This window comes from Flavobacterium sp. B330r (assembly GCF_056824325.1).
Genome location: NZ_CP124860.1, coordinates 2096324 through 2113570, shown reverse-complemented (window position 1 = coordinate 2113570; position 17247 = coordinate 2096324). Strand labels below are relative to the sequence as shown.

Below are 17247 nucleotides of genomic sequence, written 5' to 3'. Positions count from 1 at the left end.
AAGATTCTAAGGTTTTTGCTGATCTATTAAAAGCTCTCTCATAAAAACGCTAATTTTAAAACAATCTTCTATATCTTCAGTATCAAAACATGCCCAGTAATAAATTGTATATTTATGAATATGGAAATCTATTTCCAAAAAATTTTTAACTATATTCAAATAGTTTAAGAATAATTTTTCCCCATTCTGCTCTTCTGTCGCCTGGATTATAGTTTCCATAAGAACAAACTTTTCTTCTTCATCTCTTAAATTCTTGTATAATTCAATATACTTTTCAATTTCATTTGGATTTGCAATTTCATAGGACCAATCCTGCATAAAATCATTATACTCTACATCCAATTTCTTAGCTAAGGAAGCTATTGCCTTTCCTGTTCCGCATCTAAATTCTGGCTCAACCACTATTAAAATATATTTTTAAATTATCTTGCAGCTAAAAAACTTAGAATCTTAGCATCTCAGAACCTTAGCAACTTAAAAATAAACCCTCACAAAAGGCATAAATCCTGAACCGTAAAGACTTTTATTAGGATCGTATAAAACATCGTAACGTGCACCAATTGTCACGTTTCCTGTTCTATAACCTGCTCCTAGATATAATGCGGTATTCCAATAAGAATCGGAAAAACCGGGATGATAATAATTTTCATCGTAGTCGGTATCGACCTTAACTTGTTCTAATTCTGCAGATAATTGAAGTTGTGGAATCGGGTTTACAAGCGTGATAAAACTTCCGCCGTAAACAAATGATTCGTAATAATTCTTTTGATATAAATAACCAAATTGCAATCCAACTCCAAGGGCAACAATTTCGTTGACATTGTAAATGGCGCTTGGCATTACAGAGACATTCGTGTATCCTGAACCAAACCCAAGACCTAAACCGCCTCCAAATTGAACTTTTTCCCAAAAATGGTTACTGTTGTCAATGACATATTTTTGTTGTGCAATACTATAACTTGAAAATAAGACGGCCAAAATCACAAAAAAATATCTGCAATCGATTGAAAATTGAATTTTATTCATAGTTAACGTTTATTTTAACAAATTTTTACGTAAAAGTACGTAAAAAAAAGATTTAAATAAATGTGATTGTTGTACTTTTGCCTTTCTATATAACAAAAAAGTATATTCACTCATATTATGGATAGGTTTTCATTTTTAAACGCAGCGCATACCGAGTTTTTTGCACAATTATACGATCAATATTTAGTTAACCCAGACAGCGTTGAGCCTAGCTGGAGAAGTTTTTTTCAAGGTTTTGACTTTGGACAAACAACTTATAACGACGAAAATCCAGTGCAAACGATCGTTGAGTACGTGACTAGCGATAACGCAGACTGTAGTTTGGTTTCAGAAAAACTGCAAAAAGAATTCAATGTACTAAAATTAATCGACGGATACCGTACGCGCGGGCATTTATTCACGAAAACAAATCCTGTTCGTGACCGTAGAACTTCATCTCCAACTTTGGATATTGAAAACTTCGGATTAACAACAGCTGATCTTTCAACTGTTTTTGATGCTGCTCAAACAATCGGCATGGCGCCTTCTTCTTTACAAGATATCGTAAATCGTCTTAAAGCTATTTACTGCCAGCATATCGGTATTGAATATATGTACATTAGAAATCCTGGTGTTGTAAAATGGATTCAGGACAAATTGGCTGTAAATGTTAATCAGCCAAATTTCTCTACAGAAGAAAAGAAAACAATCTTAAATAAATTAAACGAAGCTGTTTCTTTTGAAAACTTCCTTCATACTAAATATGTTGGACAAAAACGTTTCTCATTAGAAGGAGGAGAATCTATCATCCCAGCTTTAGATGCTTTGATCGAGCAAGCTGCTGAAAAAGGTGTTGAACAATTCGTAATGGGAATGGCTCACCGTGGTCGTTTGAACGTTTTGGCAAACATCTTCGGAAAATCTACTCAAGATATCTTTGGTGAGTTTGACGGTAAAGATTACGATCAAGAATATTTTGACGGTGACGTAAAATACCACTTAGGTCTTACTGCCGACAAAAAAACAAGATCTGGAAAAAGCATCAACATCAATTTAGCACCAAACCCTTCTCACTTAGAAACCGTTGGAGCTGTAATTGAAGGTATCACAAGAGCTAAACAAGATAAATACTATGCTGACGATTTCTCTAAAGTATTGCCAATCGCAGTACACGGAGATGCTGCAATTGCAGGTCAAGGTATTTTATATGAAATCATTCAGATGGCTCAACTTGATGGTTACAAAACTGGAGGAACAATCCACATCGTAATTAACAACCAAGTTGGATTTACAACAAACTACTTAGACGCTCGTTCTTCTACTTATTGTACAGACGTTGCTAAAGTAACCCTTTCTCCAGTATTACACGTAAATGCTGATGATGCAGAAGCTGTTGTACACGCTGTATCTTTTGCATTAGACTACAGAATGCAATTTGGACGTGACGTATTTATTGACTTATTAGGATATAGAAAATACGGACATAATGAAGGTGACGAACCTCGTTTTACACAACCTGTTTTATACAAAATCATTGCTAAACATAAAAACCCAAGAGACATCTACGCAGATAAATTACTTTCTGACGGTGTAATCGATGCATCTTATGTTAATGCTTTAGAAAAACAATACAAATCTGCTTTAGAAGAAAACTTAGAAGCTTCACGTAAAAAAGACTTAACAATCATTACTCCATTCATGAAAAACGAATGGGACGGATTTGTTCAAGTAACAGATACTCAAATGCTTCAAAAAGTTGATACTACTTTTGCTAAAGAAGGATTAGATTCTATCATTAAGACAATCTCAACTTTACCAGAAGACAAAAAGTTTATCAACAAAATAAGTAAAATTGTTACAGACAGAAAAGCTGGTTACGATAACAATACCATCGATTGGGGAACTGCAGAAGCATTAGCTTACGGTTCTCTTTTAACAGAAGGATTTGACGTTCGTATTTCTGGTCAAGACGTTGAGCGTGGTACATTCTCTCACCGTCATGCTGTTGTAAAAGTAGAAGATTCTGAAGAAGAGGTAATCTTATTGAACGCTATTGAAAACAAAAAAGGAAACTTTGGCGTATTCAATTCACTTTTATCAGAATATGGAGTTTTAGGTTTTGATTATGGATATGCATTAGCAAACCCAAAAGCCTTAACAATTTGGGAAGCACAATTTGGAGATTTCTCTAACGGTGCTCAAATCATGATTGACCAATACATTTCTTGTGGCGAAGATAAATGGAACAACCAAAACGGTATTGTTTTATTATTGCCTCACGGATATGAAGGTCAAGGTGCAGAACACTCTTCTGCAAGAATGGAACGTTACTTACAGCTTTGCGCAAGACACAACATGTATGTTGCCGATTGTACAACGCCAGCTAACTTCTTCCACTTATTAAGAAGACAAATGAAAACGAATTTCCGTAAACCATTGGTAGTTTTCTCTCCAAAAAGTTTATTGCGTGATCCAAGATGTGTATCTACAGTTGAAGAAATTGCAAATGGAAGTTTCCAAGAAACAATTGATGACAATACAGTAGACAAAAAAGGTGTAAAAACTTTAGTTTTTGTTACAGGTAAATTCTACTATGATATCGTAGCAGAAAGAGAAAACAACGGAAGAAATGATGTTGCAGTGGTTCGTATCGAACAATTATTCCCTTTCCCTGTAGATCAAATCAAAGAAATTATTGCACAATATCCAAATGCTGACGATTATGTTTGGGCGCAAGAAGAGCCTAAAAACATGGGAGCTTACAGCTTTATGTTAATGAACTTCGATCTTGTAAAATGGAGATTGGCTTCATTAAAAGCATATTCTGCTCCAGCATCTGGAAGCTACACACGTGCAAAACGTCGTCATGCAGATGCAATTAGAATGGTATTCGATAAAAATTTATTCAGATAATAAAAAAATGTTTCAAGTTTCAATCCCGATAGCTATCGGGAATGAAACCATAAAAACCTTAAACAAAAACAAAGATGATTTTAGAAATGAAAGTCCCATCACCAGGGGAATCAATAAAAGAAGTTGAAATTGCAACTTGGTTAGTAAAAGACGGAGATTATGTAGAAAAAGATCAGGCGATTGCTGAAGTTGATTCAGATAAAGCTACTCTTGAATTACCTGCTGAAATGAGCGGTGTAATTACACTAAAAGCTGAAGAAGGTGATACAGTAGCTGTAGGTGCTGTAGTTTGTTTAATTGATACAGATGCTGCTAAACCAGCAGGTGGCGCAGCTCCAGCGGCTGAAGCTCCAAAAGCAGAGGCGCCGAAAGCGGAAGCTCCAAAGGTAGAAGCACCAAAAGCTGAGACTCCTAAAGCAGCTCCGGCAGCAACAAGTTATGCAGCTGGAACTCCATCTCCGGCAGCAAGAAAAATATTAGACGAGAAAAATATTGCTCCAGCAACAGTTTCTGGAACTGGTAAAGGCGGAAGAATTACTAAAGATGATGCTGTAAATGCAGTGCCTTCAATGGGAACTCCAACTGGTGGAAGCCGTGGAACTGAGCGTACAAAATTATCAATGTTACGTCGTAAAGTAGCAGAAAGACTAGTTTCAGCTAAAAACGAAACGGCTATGCTTACTACTTTCAACGAAGTAAACATGACGCCAATCAACCAAATTCGTAACGAATACAAAGATGCTTTCAAAGCAAAACATGGTGGTCTTGGTTTAGGTTTTATGTCATTCTTTACAAAAGCAGTTACAAGAGCTTTACAATTATATCCAGATGTTAACTCTATGATGGATGGTGATTACAAAATCGCTTATGATTTTGCTGACATCTCAATCGCAGTTTCTGGACCAAAAGGATTAATGGTTCCTGTTGTTCGTAATGCTGAATTATTGACTTTCCGCGGAATTGAAGCTGAAATCAAAAGATTAGCTTTAAGAGCTCGTGATGGTCAAATCACAGTTGACGATATGACTGGAGGAACTTTTACAATTACTAACGGTGGAGTTTTTGGAAGTATGTTATCTACTCCAATCATCAACCCTCCGCAATCAGGAATCTTAGGAATGCACAACATCATTGAGCGTCCGATTGCTGTAAACGGAAAAGTTGAAATTCACCCAATGATGTATGTTGCTCTTTCTTACGACCACAGAATCATCGACGGACGTGAGTCTGTTGGTTTCTTAGTTGCTGTAAAAGAGGCTTTAGAAAACCCAGTAGAATTATTGATGAATGGCGACGCTAAACGTGCTTTAGAGCTGTAATTTTTAAGTAATTTTCGACAATATAAAAGCCTGTTCTTTCATTAGAACAGGCTTTTTTTTGCTTAAAATTAACTTAAGATTAGCTTAAGATGTTAATTTTTTGAATTAATGAAAATTTTAACCTTTAAAAACTATTTAATTTAGAATAAATAAGAATAACTTGTTTAGTTGCTATCCAACAATTAAATTTGCACTATCAAAATTAATTCTAAATAAAAATGAAATTAAAATTTACAATTTCTTTTTTGAGTTTTTGTTTTGCTTTAATGACCAGCGTATCAGCTTTGGCTCAAGAAAAAGCAACTATTAAAGGCCAAATTAGCTTAACAAATAATCAAGCTGCAGATAATGTGTCTGTCACATTGAAAGGAACAAAAATAGGAACTAGCACAGACGCCAATGGTTTCTATGAAATTAAAAATATCAAACCAGGCAACTATGTGTTAAAAGTTTCTGGAATTGGTTATTCTTCTAAAGAAAAAAGCGTTAGTCTTAATAGCGGCGACTCAATTATTGAGGATTTTAGAATTAGCGAAAACTCTCAAGAATTAAATGAAATTGTTGTAAACGGAAACAGAAAAAATCCGCTAGCTCGTAAAGAAACACAACAAGTATCAAGATTACCTCTTAAAAATCTTGAAAACCCACAAGTTTATACTACAATTACTGCTGAATTATTAAAAGAACAAGTGGTTACCAATCTTGACGATGCTCTTAAAAATGCTCCAGGATTAACCCCTCTTTGGGCTTCTACAGGTCGTGGAGGTGATGGCGCGGGTTATTTCTCTTTAAGAGGATTTGCTGTACAACCAACAATGACTAATGGATTACCAGGATTAACAAACGGAGGTTTAGACCCTGCTAACATAGATAAAATTGAAGTAATTAAAGGACCGTCTGGTACTTTATTCGGAAGCAGTTTAATCTCTTACGGAGGTTTAATTAACTTAACTACAAAAAAACCTTATGATCGTTTTGGAGGAGAAGTTAGCTACACTGCTGGAAGCAACGGTTTAAACAGAGTAACAGCAGACGTTAACACTCCTGTAGACGAGGAACACAGAATTAATTTCCGCGTAAATACTGCTTATCATACAGAAAACAGTTTCCAAGATGCTGGATTTAAAAAGTCATTCTTTTTTGCTCCATCATTATCTTACCAAGTAAATGACAAACTTTCGTTTTTCATTAATACAGAATTCATGAACAACAAACAGACGAACGCTACTATGTTATTTTTAGACAGAGCAGCTCCGTTGAGAGTTCACAATATGGATGAATTAGGTTATGATAACAAACGTTCTTACACTAGTAATGAATTGGCAATCGAAACTCCTTCATACAATTTACAAGGTCAAATGATGTACAAATTCAATGACCAATGGACTTCACAAACTGTAGTTTCAAGAGGTTCTTCTTCATCTAATGGATACTATAGCTATTTATACGAAGGAACACAATACGCTCCAGCTGAAATAAGCGAAGGAATTGTTTTAGGACGTTCTATGAATTATCAAAATTCAACAACTCTAACAACAGATATTCAACAAAACTTTATTGGAGACTTTAAAATAGGAAGTCTAAGAAACCGTCTTGTTGTTGGTTTAGACTACTTCAACAGAGGCATGGTTGACAATAGCTCTAATTACGTAAGAAATGGTAATATCTATATTGGTAATCTAGATGTTGCCACTGTGAATCAATATCTTTATAACATCACAGATCCTACTAAATACATCACTAATGGAGATAATGGAAACTTAACTAAAGCTGGAACTGATGCTCTTATTGCAAGTGCCGGAATTAGTATGAACAAAACAAAACAAGAAGTTTACAGCGCCTATTTTTCTGATGTAATCAATTTTACACCTGCTTTATCAGCAATGGCAAGTTTACGTGTTGACCGTTTTGTAACTGCTGGTGATTTATCAACAAATGCTGATGATTTCAATCAAACTGCATTTTCTCCTAAATTTGGTATCGTTTATCAGCCAATTATAGACAAAGTTTCGCTTTTTGCAAACTATATGGATGGTTTTGCTAATTCTGCTCCAGTAACAGAAATTTTAGGTGACGGAACTACTCGCCCAAGAACTTTCAAACCAGAACATGCTAACCAATTTGAAATTGGTACAAAATTAAACGTGTTTAAAGACAAACTTTACGCGACATTTAGCTACTATGACATTCAGGTAAAAGACCAAGTTTATGTAGTTTATACGGCAACATCTCAAACGCCTTACCAAGATGGAGCACAAAGAAATAAAGGTTTTGAAGCAGAATTCGTTGCAAGCCCTATTGATGGTTTAAACATCGTAGCAGGTTACAGCTATGTTGATGCTGTCTTAAACGCTGGAGATCCTTCTTTTGTAGGACGTAGACCAGAAAGTTCAGGACCAAGAAACTTAGCAAATCTTTGGGCAAGTTATAAATTCCCAGAAGGAGATTTAAAAGGTTTTGGTTTAGGATTTGGAGGAAACTACGCCGACAAAAACTTAATCATGAACAGAAACGGTGTTGGTCAATTTACAATCCCTTCTTATACTGTTTTAAATTCTTCTATTTTCTACGGAACAGAAAAATACACATTGACATTAAAATTAGACAATATTGCTAATGTTGATACATATGATGGTTGGTCAACAATTCATCCAAGAAATATGAGAACTGTTGCGGCGAACTTCTCGTACAGATTCTAATAAAAAACAGCAAAAACACCTTTCTCATAAAAGAAAGGTGTTTTTTAAATTTTAAAGATTATGATTACAACTGCCAGCGTTATCGTTTTTTTAGCTTTTTACACTCTTTATTATACTTCAAAAAGAGCTGTATTGTCTTATGATTTAGGTTTTGAAAAATGGATGCAGAAAAATCCAAAACAAACTAAAATCATTGGCTTAATGCTTTTGTTATCTGCTTACATGATGTGGCTTTTTACACAATCATTAGGCTGTGGCACTTTGATGTTTTTTATTCAGCTCATGACAGTTGGAAGTTTAATCATTATCCTTACACCATTAAAAAAAATAAACAGTAAGTTACTTTTGGCATTACTGGTTTTTATTGCACTAACAGAATTCTACTACCAGTAATCATTATCAAATTATGCCAGCAAATTCAAAATATCTAAATCCCTCTTTTTGGCCACGCTTTTCCAAAATTACTGCTGCAATTTTAGGAGGATACTTTGTTTCTGTTACTTTTCATTTGGCTTTAGCTTCTTGGTTTAACCGTGCCAATGTATTAATCACAATGGCCTTTAGCGGTTTTATTCTATGGGTCGCTTTAATGATCATCGCATTTTTAGCCAAAAGTGGTTGGAAAATATGGGGAATTTACATCTTGCTTTCTTTACTTTTTTGTCTTTTTATCTATCTGGGTCAAACCTATAATACGGCACAATAATATTTATGAATAACCGTCATTACAATATCTATTTTCACACACATACTGTCAGCGGAATCGTTATCAGTGTAGTTCTTTTTGTAATTTTCTTCGCTGGGTCTTTTTCTTTTTTTAGAGATGAAATCATCAATTGGGAAAGAAGTGAATCTACAGTAATCACAAGAGAAATTCAATTAGATTACAATAACGCACTGCAGCATCTGGACAAAAAATATGTTTTGCACGGAAGAAATATCACTATTTCTAAACCTTCAGTAGAAAATCGAGTAGCTGTTTATATGGAAGGAACCAAAGATACCTTGGCTCCAAAAAAACAGCAAGCAGGAGAGTTTTTTTATTTAGACAACAAAAATTACAAAGGCTATACTTATGAAGAATCGTATTCATTAGGTGAGCTTTTATACCGTCTGCACTTTCTGGCGCAAATTCCATATCCTGTGGGATATTATTTATCTGGATTTACAGCTTTGTTTTTTTTATTCGCAATCATAACAGGCGTTTTGTTGCATTGGAATAAAATTGTTTCTAATTTTTACATGTTCCGTCCAAAAGAAAAATTAAAAACACTTTGGACAGATGCACATACAGCTTTAGGAATGATTGGTTTGCCATTTCAATTTGTATATGCAGTTACAGGAGCATTTTTTATGATTAAACTTTTAATTGTAGCACCAGCCGTAATGGCTTTATACAAAGGAGACCAAGATAAACTATACAAGGAACTGGAATATACAGATCCCGATTATAAATTTGAAAATAAAAAACTGGCCAATCCATTTAATATTAATGAGCTGGTTGCCAAAACCAAAAAGAATTGGGCCGATTTTGAAATTACCCGTGTTTTTATCCAAAATTATGGAGATGCAAATATGCATGTTTTGGTAGAAGGCGAACTTTTAAGCCATAAAAAGTTTACTGGAATTGGAAAAGTAGTTCACAGAGTTGCCGACGGAAAAGAAATTGCCAAAAAAGACCCAATTGCACAAACCAGTTATTTAGATGTTGTAAAAAATGTTTTGTATAGAATACATTTTGGCGATTATGGCGGATATGCTTTAAAAATTGTAAGCTTCATTTTAGGAATTATAACCTGTTTTGTCATTATTTCTGGAGTTATGATCTGGCTTGTTGCCCGACAAAAAAACAATATGCCAGAAAAGAAAAGGCGTTTCAATAATGCTGTTGTTCGCATTTATCTGGCCATTTGCTTGAGCATGTATCCAATTACAGCACTAGCCTTTATAGGAAGTAAAATTTTCTATCCGTTAAGTCAGTCTAATTTGTATGCACTTTATTTTGGAGGCTGGCTATTGCTAACTATTTTCTTTATTATTAAAAAGAATGATGCTTTTACCAACAAATTCTGTCTGATTTCAGGAAGTATTTTAGGATTCTTAATTCCAATTACCAACGGAATCGTTTCTGGAAATTGGTTTTGGACTTCATTTATGGAAAACAAATTTCAGATTTTCTTTATTGATGTTTTCTGGATTTTCCTAGCTGGAATTTCATTATACACCGCTTATCATTTAAAGCCAAAAAAAGCAGTTTCTTAAAAATTAGCTTAATTTATTTGCCCTCTATTGGTTTTGCGTATACTTTTACGCTTTTAATCAAAATATGGGATTCAAAACCAAAATACGTTTTATACACAAATGGCTCGGATTAATTTCTGGGCTTATTGTTTTTATAGTTTGTATTACGGGCTGCATTTTTTGTTTTCACGACGAAATAAAAGACATCACAAGAAAAGAATGGCGCTTGGTTGAACCTCAAAACAAACCTTTTCTATTACCATCTGAATTACAGAAAAAAGCGAAGGAAGTTCTTCCGGCAAACAAAACCAGTATGGTTGCTTATTATGGAAAAAACAGATCAGCAATTGTTTATACCTATTCGGACACAGAGAATTTATATCTCTATTTTAATCCCTACACAGGCAAATATTTAAAAACAGAAAATCCAAAAACCGATTTCTTTATTATTGTAGAATACATTCATTTGTATCTGCTCCTACCCGATTACATTGGAAAACATATTATTGGTGGCGCAACCATTATTTTTATCCTATTATTAATTTCCGGAATTATACAATGGTGGCCAAAACGAAAAAGTGACATTAAAAGAAGTTTCACCATTAAATGGTCTGCAAAATGGCGACGAGTAAATTACGACTGGCACAATACTACCGGTTTTTACATTTCATTAATTGCCTTAATTCTTGCTATAACCGGACTTACTTTTACTTACGAATGGGTTGGCGACGGAATTTATAAATCTTTCAATTTTGGCGGAGACAAAGCAGGCGAAACCAAAATGCCTGTAATTGACACAACCACTTTCAAGGCAAATTCAGTTACTGCAATTGACAAAGCATTTATCCAAACCTTAAAATTACAGCCAAAAGCAGAAATGTTCTTTGTAATGATTCCGCAACAAAAAGGCGATATTGTGAGTACAGGCGCCTATCCGCACACCTTACGTTACGATCAGCAGAGCAATTATTATTTTCATCCGTCAAGCGGAAAATTGATTCAAAGCCAGACATTCGATAAAAAGACTTTAGGATTAAAAGTGGTAGAAATGAATTACGGAATACATACAGGACAAGTTTTAGATCTTCCAGGAAAAATTATAGCCTTTACCGTGAGCTTAATTGCCGCAATACTTCCTATCACTGGATTTATAATTTGGTTTGGAAGAAACAAGAAATCTAAAAAAGTAAAAGCATAAAAAAACCGTCTCGTTTTTAACGGGACGGTCTTTTTATAATTGGACTGAAATTATGTGATTAATTTCTGTTTGCTAAAGCATTTTTCTGTAAATTTTTAACCGAACTTACTTTGTTGTCAACATAAGCAACTTCTTTCAAGCTGTCTTCATTAAAGTAAATCCATTTTCCAGTTTTAACTCCGTCTGCGTATTCTCCAACGGCTTTTTTGTTTCCATTTTCGTCATAAGATACCCAAACACCGTCTAATTTACCGTCTTTAAAAAAGCCTTCTTGCTGCACTTTACCACTTTCATAGTAATACGTTGCTTTTACCTTGTTTCCAGCAGCTTCTAATTCAGGCTTTCCTTCTTGTGCAACTACAATTCCAGAGAACAATATTGCAGCTAAAATTACACTCTTTTTCATATCTTTAGGTATTAATGTTAAGAAATCTTTATCAAATATAGTTAATAGTTTACATTAAAAAAACTTTTACTTAACAATTTGGTAACATTGATTAAAAACTTAACATTGGAAAAATAGACCTAATAAAAAAACCAGCGCTCAGGCACTGGTTTTACTGGTGTTTTAGAAATATTTAAACTTTACGATAACGTTGTAAATTTCGTAAATAAATTAGTTCAATAATGCTGTAAGCTGTTTATCCAATTCTGGGTCTGAAGGTCTCGCCGCATCATATTTTACAATATTACCACTTGGATCTAGCAGAATAAATCTTGGAATTCCAGTTACATTATAATTAACAATAAACTCAGATTCCCAATCTTTATCGGCTAAAAGTTGTGTACCGCCAAGACTTTTATCGGCAACAAATTTTCTCCATTTCTCACTGTCTTTCAATTTATCAATAGAGATACTCACAAACTCAATATTTTTTCCATGATACTTTTCTTCTAACTTTTTTAAATACGGAATTTCAGCTCTACAAGGTGCGCACCAAATTGCCCATAAATCAATGTAAACATATTTCCCTTTAAAATCAGAAAGTTTGGTTTTTCCTCCTTTATAATTTTCATAATCAAAACTCGGAGAAGCTTTTCCTATAAATTTATTTGATTTTAAAACTCTCTCGTAATCTTGCGCTACATATTGATGAAAACTTTCAAAACTGCGCTTTAAAGCCGTTTTAAAATCTGCCGAAAAATCACTCTTCTCTATTTTTTCTGTATCCGATTTCAATTTGCCATCCAGTAAAGCAGCAAATTCATTCGGTTCTTTAGTAAAAGCCTCTTTAGTAAAGTTTTCATCCCTTAAGGCCTGTTGCGCTAAAAAGTTACTTTCCTCTACTCCTTTACCTTTATATACAATCGTTTCATCAAATTCTTGCGCGTTTAATGTTAAATTGACTTCAGAATTTGGTTTTAAATACAAATTAGAAGATTCCTTCCCATCATACAATACATAAAATCCTTGAGGAGCATTAAAAGTGGTTGCAAAAACTCCTTTTTTATCAATTGGGATTATTTTCTCAAAATTATCTCTTCCTTTAATTATTAAAGTATCACTATTTCTATTGGCAATTGTAGCCGTAAACTTGATAGAATTTGTGTCTTGGGCGACTATGTTTAAAGCATTAAAAATTACTAATCCTGCAACAAAGAGTTTTTTCATAGGTATTTCAATTAGTTTTTAGATAATCAAAACTAAAGAAATTAAAGCTTCCACTTTTTGGAATTAACAAAATATTTAAAATTATTCTGCATCAACTTATCACTTTACTATATTATCTTGAATTTTGTATTTACTTTTGCAGTCTAAAATTTTGATTATGTATAGAAGTCATAATTGTGGCGAATTAAACGCTTCAAATATTAATACCGAAGTTACACTTGCGGGCTGGGTTCAAAAATCACGTGATAAAGGATTTATGAATTGGGTCGATTTACGTGACCGCTACGGAATTACACAACTTATTTTTGACGAAAGTCGTACTAATAAAACTGTTTTTGAATTGGCAAAAACACTTGGACGTGAATTTGTAATTCAGGTAAAAGGAACTGTTATTGAGCGTGAAGCTAAAAACAAAAACATCCCAACTGGTGAAATTGAAATTTTAGTTTCAGAATTAACGATTTTAAATAGTGCACTTACTCCTCCTTTTACAATTGAAGATGAAACTGACGGTGGAGAAGATATCAGAATGAAATACCGTTACTTGGACATCAGAAGAAATCCAGTAAAAAATAGTTTATTATTCCGTCACAAAGTGGCAATGGAAGTTCGTAAATATTTATCTGATTTGGATTTCTGCGAAGTTGAAACACCTTACCTAATCAAATCGACTCCAGAAGGAGCAAGAGATTTTGTTGTGCCAAGCCGCATGAATGAAGGTCAGTTTTATGCTTTGCCGCAATCTCCGCAAACTTTCAAACAATTGTTGATGGTAGGTGGAATGGATAAATATTTCCAAATTGTGAAATGTTTCCGTGACGAAGATTTACGTGCAGACCGTCAGCCAGAGTTTACTCAAATTGACTGCGAAATGGCATTTGTAGAGCAAGAAGATATTTTGAATATTTTCGAAGGATTGACAAGACATTTATTAAAAGAAATTAAAGGCATTGAAGTAGATAAATTCCCAAGAATTACTTACGACTACGCCATGAAAACATACGGAAACGACAAACCGGACATTCGTTTCGGAATGAAGTTTGGAGAATTGAACGAATTTGCACAACACAAAGAATTCCCTGTATTTAATGCGGCTGAATTAGTTGTCGGAATTGCGGTTCCTGGAGCAGGAAATTACACTCGTAAAGAAATCGACGGGTTAATTGATTGGGTTAAACGTCCACAAGTTGGAGCGTCAGGAATGGTTTATGTAAAATGTAACGAAGACGGAACTTACAAATCGTCTGTAGACAAATTCTACGATCAAGACGATTTGACAAACTGGGCAAAAGCAACAGAAGCAAATCCTGGAGATATGATTTTTGTTCTTTCTGGTCCAGCAAACAAAACACGTGCTCAGCTTTCTGCTTTACGTATGGAATTAGCAACTCGTTTAGGCTTACGTAATCCAGAAGAATTTGCTCCATTATGGGTTGTTGATTTCCCATTATTGGAACTTGACGAAGAAAGCGGACGTTATCATGCAATGCACCACCCATTTACTTCTCCAAAACCAGAAGACATGGCTTTACTAGAAACAGAACCTGGAAAAGTTCGTGCAAACGCTTATGATATGGTTTTAAACGGAAATGAAATTGGAGGTGGATCTATTCGTATTCACGATAAAGCGACACAACAATTAATGTTTAAATATTTAGGATTTACTGAAGAAGAAGCAAAAGCACAATTCGGCTTCTTAATGGATGCTTTCCAATTTGGAGCACCACCTCACGGAGGACTTGCTTTTGGTCTTGACAGACTTGTGGCAATTCTTGGAGGTCAGGAAACAATTAGAGATTTCATCGCTTTCCCTAAAAACAATTCAGGACGCGATGTAATGATCGATGCTCCTGCTGCAATTGACGACGCACAATTAAAAGAACTTCGAATTAAAGTAAATATTGCTTAATTTGAAGTAAATTATTCATAAAAAAATAAAAAGCCGCTGAAATTTCAGCGGCTTTTTTAATTTAACCAAATACTAAGAAAAATCTTAAAGGCTATTTTTTTTAGAATTATCATATTCCTACAAACGTAATGTTTTTATATTCCTACAATTAATGATTCGCAAATTATGGTATTTTATAAACAAATTGACGCAATAAACCGCGTAAAAACACTGTAAATCAATAATTTTTACAAAAAATTAACACGTATATGTCTTTTGTATGATTTTAAATATTACATTTGTTTATTATAAATTATTATTACATTACAAATGCGTACAGGTACAGTAAAATTTTTCAATGAATCTAAAGGTTATGGATTCATTACAGACGAAGAAACAGGAAAAGACATCTTCGTTCACGCTTCAGGAATTAACGCGGAAGAATTACGCGAAGGTGACCGTGTAAGCTATGAAGAAGAAGAAGGAAGAAAAGGGAAAGTTGCTGCTAAAGTAGCAGTAATCTAAGAAAAATATAGCAATTTATTTTTTTTGCCTCTGAATGGTCTCAGAAGACGTCCCGAAGTATCGGGACGTTTTTTTTTGCCCATTTCTTAAAAAAATATTAAAATAACGCAATGTTATTTATAATCAATAAAAATTAGACATAAACGCGGTTTACTACCCTACTTAAATCCTTTTTTAGCTTGTGTTTTACAGAGTTCCAAGTTATCTTTGTGGCTCATTTTTTAAGTAAAAAATCGAAGTTTATGCAATCTGATCAATACAGTTACATTCCTATTTTAATGCAGTTTATTCTAGCTGTTGGTTTTGTGGTAGGAACAATCATTATTTCTGGAAAATTAGGACCAAGAAGAACCTCTGAAGTTAAAGATAAAAACTTCGAGTGTGGTATCGAATCTGTTGGTAACGCCCGTATTCCATTCTCTGTAAAATACTTCTTAGTTGCCATTTTGTTCGTATTATTCGACGTAGAGGTTATTTTCCTTTATCCTTGGGCAGTAAACTTTAAAGACTTAGGAATTGAAGGAATGCTAAAAATGTTAGTTTTCATGTCTTTGCTTTTAGTTGGTTTCTTTTACATCATCAAGAAGAAAGCATTAGAGTGGGAATAATGATTTTAGATTTTAGATCGGAGATTTTAGATTTATCTAATATTGAGATTTAAAATTTGAATTCAAATTTAAAGTACTGATTTAAAAAATTGATTTTACTTTTTACGATTTCAATGAATCTAAAATCTAAAATCAGAAATCTAAAATAAAATGAGCGATTCAAAAGTAAATATGGTTGCGCCGCCAGAAGGAGTTACTGGTGAAGGTTTCTTCGCTACAAAACTTAGTGATGTTGTTGGTTTAGCAAGAGCTAACTCATTATGGCCGCTTCCTTTCGCGACTTCATGCTGTGGTATCGAATTCATGGCAACAATGGCATCTCACTATGACTTAGCTCGATTTGGTTCTGAGCGTGTGAGTTTCTCGCCAAGACAAGCCGATATGTTATTAGTTATGGGAACTATTTCTAAAAAAATGGCCCCAATTTTAAGACAAGTATACGAACAAATGGCCGAGCCTCGCTGGGTTATTGCTGTTGGAGCATGCGCTTCGTCAGGAGGAGTATTTGACACTTACTCTGTTCTTCAAGGAATTGACAAAGTAATTCCTGTTGATGTTTATGTGCCAGGATGCCCGCCAAGACCAGAACAAATTGTTGATGGAGTTATGAGACTTCAAGACCTGGTAAAAAGCGAATCTGTGAGACGAAGAAGCTCACCTGAATACCAAGAATTATTAGCTTCATATAATATCTCATAAGATGGCTTTAGAAAACACCCTGATCCAAGATAAACTTACTGAAACATTTAATAACGATGTTTTCAATTTTCAGCAAGAAAGAGATATTTTTTCTTTAGAAGCTTCGGCTGATAAAATTACGCCCCTGATTCTATTCCTTAAAAATGATCCTGAATTACGCTTTCACTTCTTAACAGATTTGTGTGGTATTCATTATCCAGATAACGAAACAGAACGCCAGTTTGCAGTTGTTTATCATTTACACAACTGGTACGAAAACAAAAGATTGAAAATCAAAGTTTTCTTAAACGGCGAAAAACCAGAAATTAAATCGGTTTCAAACATTTTCTTGTCTTCTAACTGGATGGAAAGAGAAACTTTCGATTTCTATGGGATTGACTTTATAGGACATCCTCAATTGAAACGTATTTTAAATATGGATGAAATGTTGTCTCACCCAATGAGAAAAGAATTCCCATTGGAAGACAGCGGAAGAACAGATAAGGATGACCGATTCTTCGGAAGAACAACAACAAATTGCTAAAAAATAATTCAACATTA

General features: G+C 34.2%; 16 protein-coding genes. 12 read left to right on the top strand and 4 right to left on the bottom strand.

The genetic code is table 11. The features are described from left to right. Window positions 1-6 precede the first annotated feature (6 nt). Window positions 7-402 (bottom strand): hypothetical protein, encoded by a 396-nt coding sequence (locus QLQ95_RS09600; protein ID WP_482503582.1) that lies wholly within the window; start codon window positions 400-402, stop codon window positions 7-9. A 72-nt stretch (window positions 403-474) separates the two neighbouring features. After that, window positions 475-1026: a hypothetical protein gene (locus tag QLQ95_RS09595; protein WP_320494622.1), complete on the bottom strand. Its 552-nt coding sequence runs from the start codon at window positions 1024-1026 to the stop codon at window positions 475-477. Window positions 1027-1143: 117 nt separating this feature from the next. Here QLQ95_RS09595 and QLQ95_RS09590 point away from each other — a divergent pair, with 117 nt between their 5' ends. The 7 genes from QLQ95_RS09590 to QLQ95_RS09560 all read left to right on the top strand — a co-directional run bounded on the left by QLQ95_RS09590 (window position 1144) and on the right by QLQ95_RS09560 (window position 11375). After that, complete coding sequence (locus QLQ95_RS09590) at window positions 1144-3918, top strand: 2-oxoglutarate dehydrogenase E1 component (protein ID WP_320494621.1); 2775 nt, start codon at window positions 1144-1146, stop codon at window positions 3916-3918. Between the two features lie 74 nt (window positions 3919-3992). Continuing rightward, complete coding sequence (gene odhB, locus QLQ95_RS09585) at window positions 3993-5237, top strand: 2-oxoglutarate dehydrogenase complex dihydrolipoyllysine-residue succinyltransferase (RefSeq protein ID WP_320494620.1); 1245 nt, start codon at window positions 3993-3995, stop codon at window positions 5235-5237. A 218-nt stretch (window positions 5238-5455) separates the two neighbouring features. Further along, on the top strand, window positions 5456-7936 hold the full coding sequence (locus QLQ95_RS09580) for a TonB-dependent siderophore receptor (RefSeq protein ID WP_482503580.1): 2481 nt from the start codon (window positions 5456-5458) through the stop codon (window positions 7934-7936). Between the two features lie 60 nt (window positions 7937-7996). After that, window positions 7997-8329: a hypothetical protein gene (locus QLQ95_RS09575; protein ID WP_250834461.1), complete on the top strand. Its 333-nt coding sequence runs from the start codon at window positions 7997-7999 to the stop codon at window positions 8327-8329. A 13-nt stretch (window positions 8330-8342) separates the two neighbouring features. Beyond that, window positions 8343-8642 carry a hypothetical protein gene (locus QLQ95_RS09570; protein WP_320494617.1) on the top strand — a complete coding sequence of 100 codons (300 nt, stop codon included), beginning with the start codon at window positions 8343-8345 and terminating at the stop codon, window positions 8640-8642. Between the two features lie 5 nt (window positions 8643-8647). Then, complete coding sequence (locus tag QLQ95_RS09565; protein WP_482503578.1) at window positions 8648-10198, top strand: PepSY-associated TM helix domain-containing protein; 1551 nt, start codon at window positions 8648-8650, stop codon at window positions 10196-10198. Between the two features lie 64 nt (window positions 10199-10262). Then, window positions 10263-11375 carry a PepSY-associated TM helix domain-containing protein gene (locus QLQ95_RS09560; RefSeq protein ID WP_482503577.1) on the top strand — a complete coding sequence of 371 codons (1113 nt, stop codon included), beginning with the start codon at window positions 10263-10265 and terminating at the stop codon, window positions 11373-11375. 58 nt (window positions 11376-11433) lie between these two features. Here the strand turns inward: QLQ95_RS09560 and QLQ95_RS09555 are convergent, their stop codons facing one another. Together QLQ95_RS09555 and QLQ95_RS09550 are read right to left on the bottom strand one after the other, a co-directional pair. Next, on the bottom strand, window positions 11434-11781 hold the full coding sequence (locus QLQ95_RS09555) for a toxin-antitoxin system YwqK family antitoxin (protein WP_095929657.1): 348 nt from the start codon (window positions 11779-11781) through the stop codon (window positions 11434-11436). A gap of 210 nt (window positions 11782-11991) precedes the next feature. Then, window positions 11992-12987, bottom strand: coding sequence for a TlpA family protein disulfide reductase (locus QLQ95_RS09550; protein WP_320494614.1), 996 nt, complete (start codon window positions 12985-12987; stop codon window positions 11992-11994). Between the two features lie 157 nt (window positions 12988-13144). Between QLQ95_RS09550 and aspS the strand changes: the two genes are divergently transcribed. The 5 genes from aspS to QLQ95_RS09525 all read left to right on the top strand — a co-directional run bounded on the left by aspS (window position 13145) and on the right by QLQ95_RS09525 (window position 17230). Beyond that, on the top strand, window positions 13145-14896 hold the full coding sequence (gene aspS / locus QLQ95_RS09545; RefSeq protein ID WP_095929655.1) for an aspartate--tRNA ligase: 1752 nt from the start codon (window positions 13145-13147) through the stop codon (window positions 14894-14896). Between the two features lie 309 nt (window positions 14897-15205). Beyond that, window positions 15206-15400, top strand: coding sequence for a cold-shock protein (locus tag QLQ95_RS09540; RefSeq protein ID WP_007137066.1), 195 nt, complete (start codon window positions 15206-15208; stop codon window positions 15398-15400). 242 nt (window positions 15401-15642) lie between these two features. Continuing rightward, on the top strand, window positions 15643-16008 hold the full coding sequence (locus QLQ95_RS09535) for an NADH-quinone oxidoreductase subunit A (protein ID WP_095929654.1): 366 nt from the start codon (window positions 15643-15645) through the stop codon (window positions 16006-16008). Between the two features lie 150 nt (window positions 16009-16158). After that, complete coding sequence (locus tag QLQ95_RS09530) at window positions 16159-16707, top strand: NADH-quinone oxidoreductase subunit B (RefSeq protein ID WP_095929653.1); 549 nt, start codon at window positions 16159-16161, stop codon at window positions 16705-16707. A 1-nt stretch (window position 16708) separates the two neighbouring features. Continuing rightward, a complete protein-coding gene (locus QLQ95_RS09525) occupies window positions 16709-17230 on the top strand; it encodes an NADH-quinone oxidoreductase subunit C (protein ID WP_095929652.1) in 522 nt (173 codons plus the stop codon). The last annotated feature ends 17 nt before the right edge of the window (window positions 17231-17247 follow it).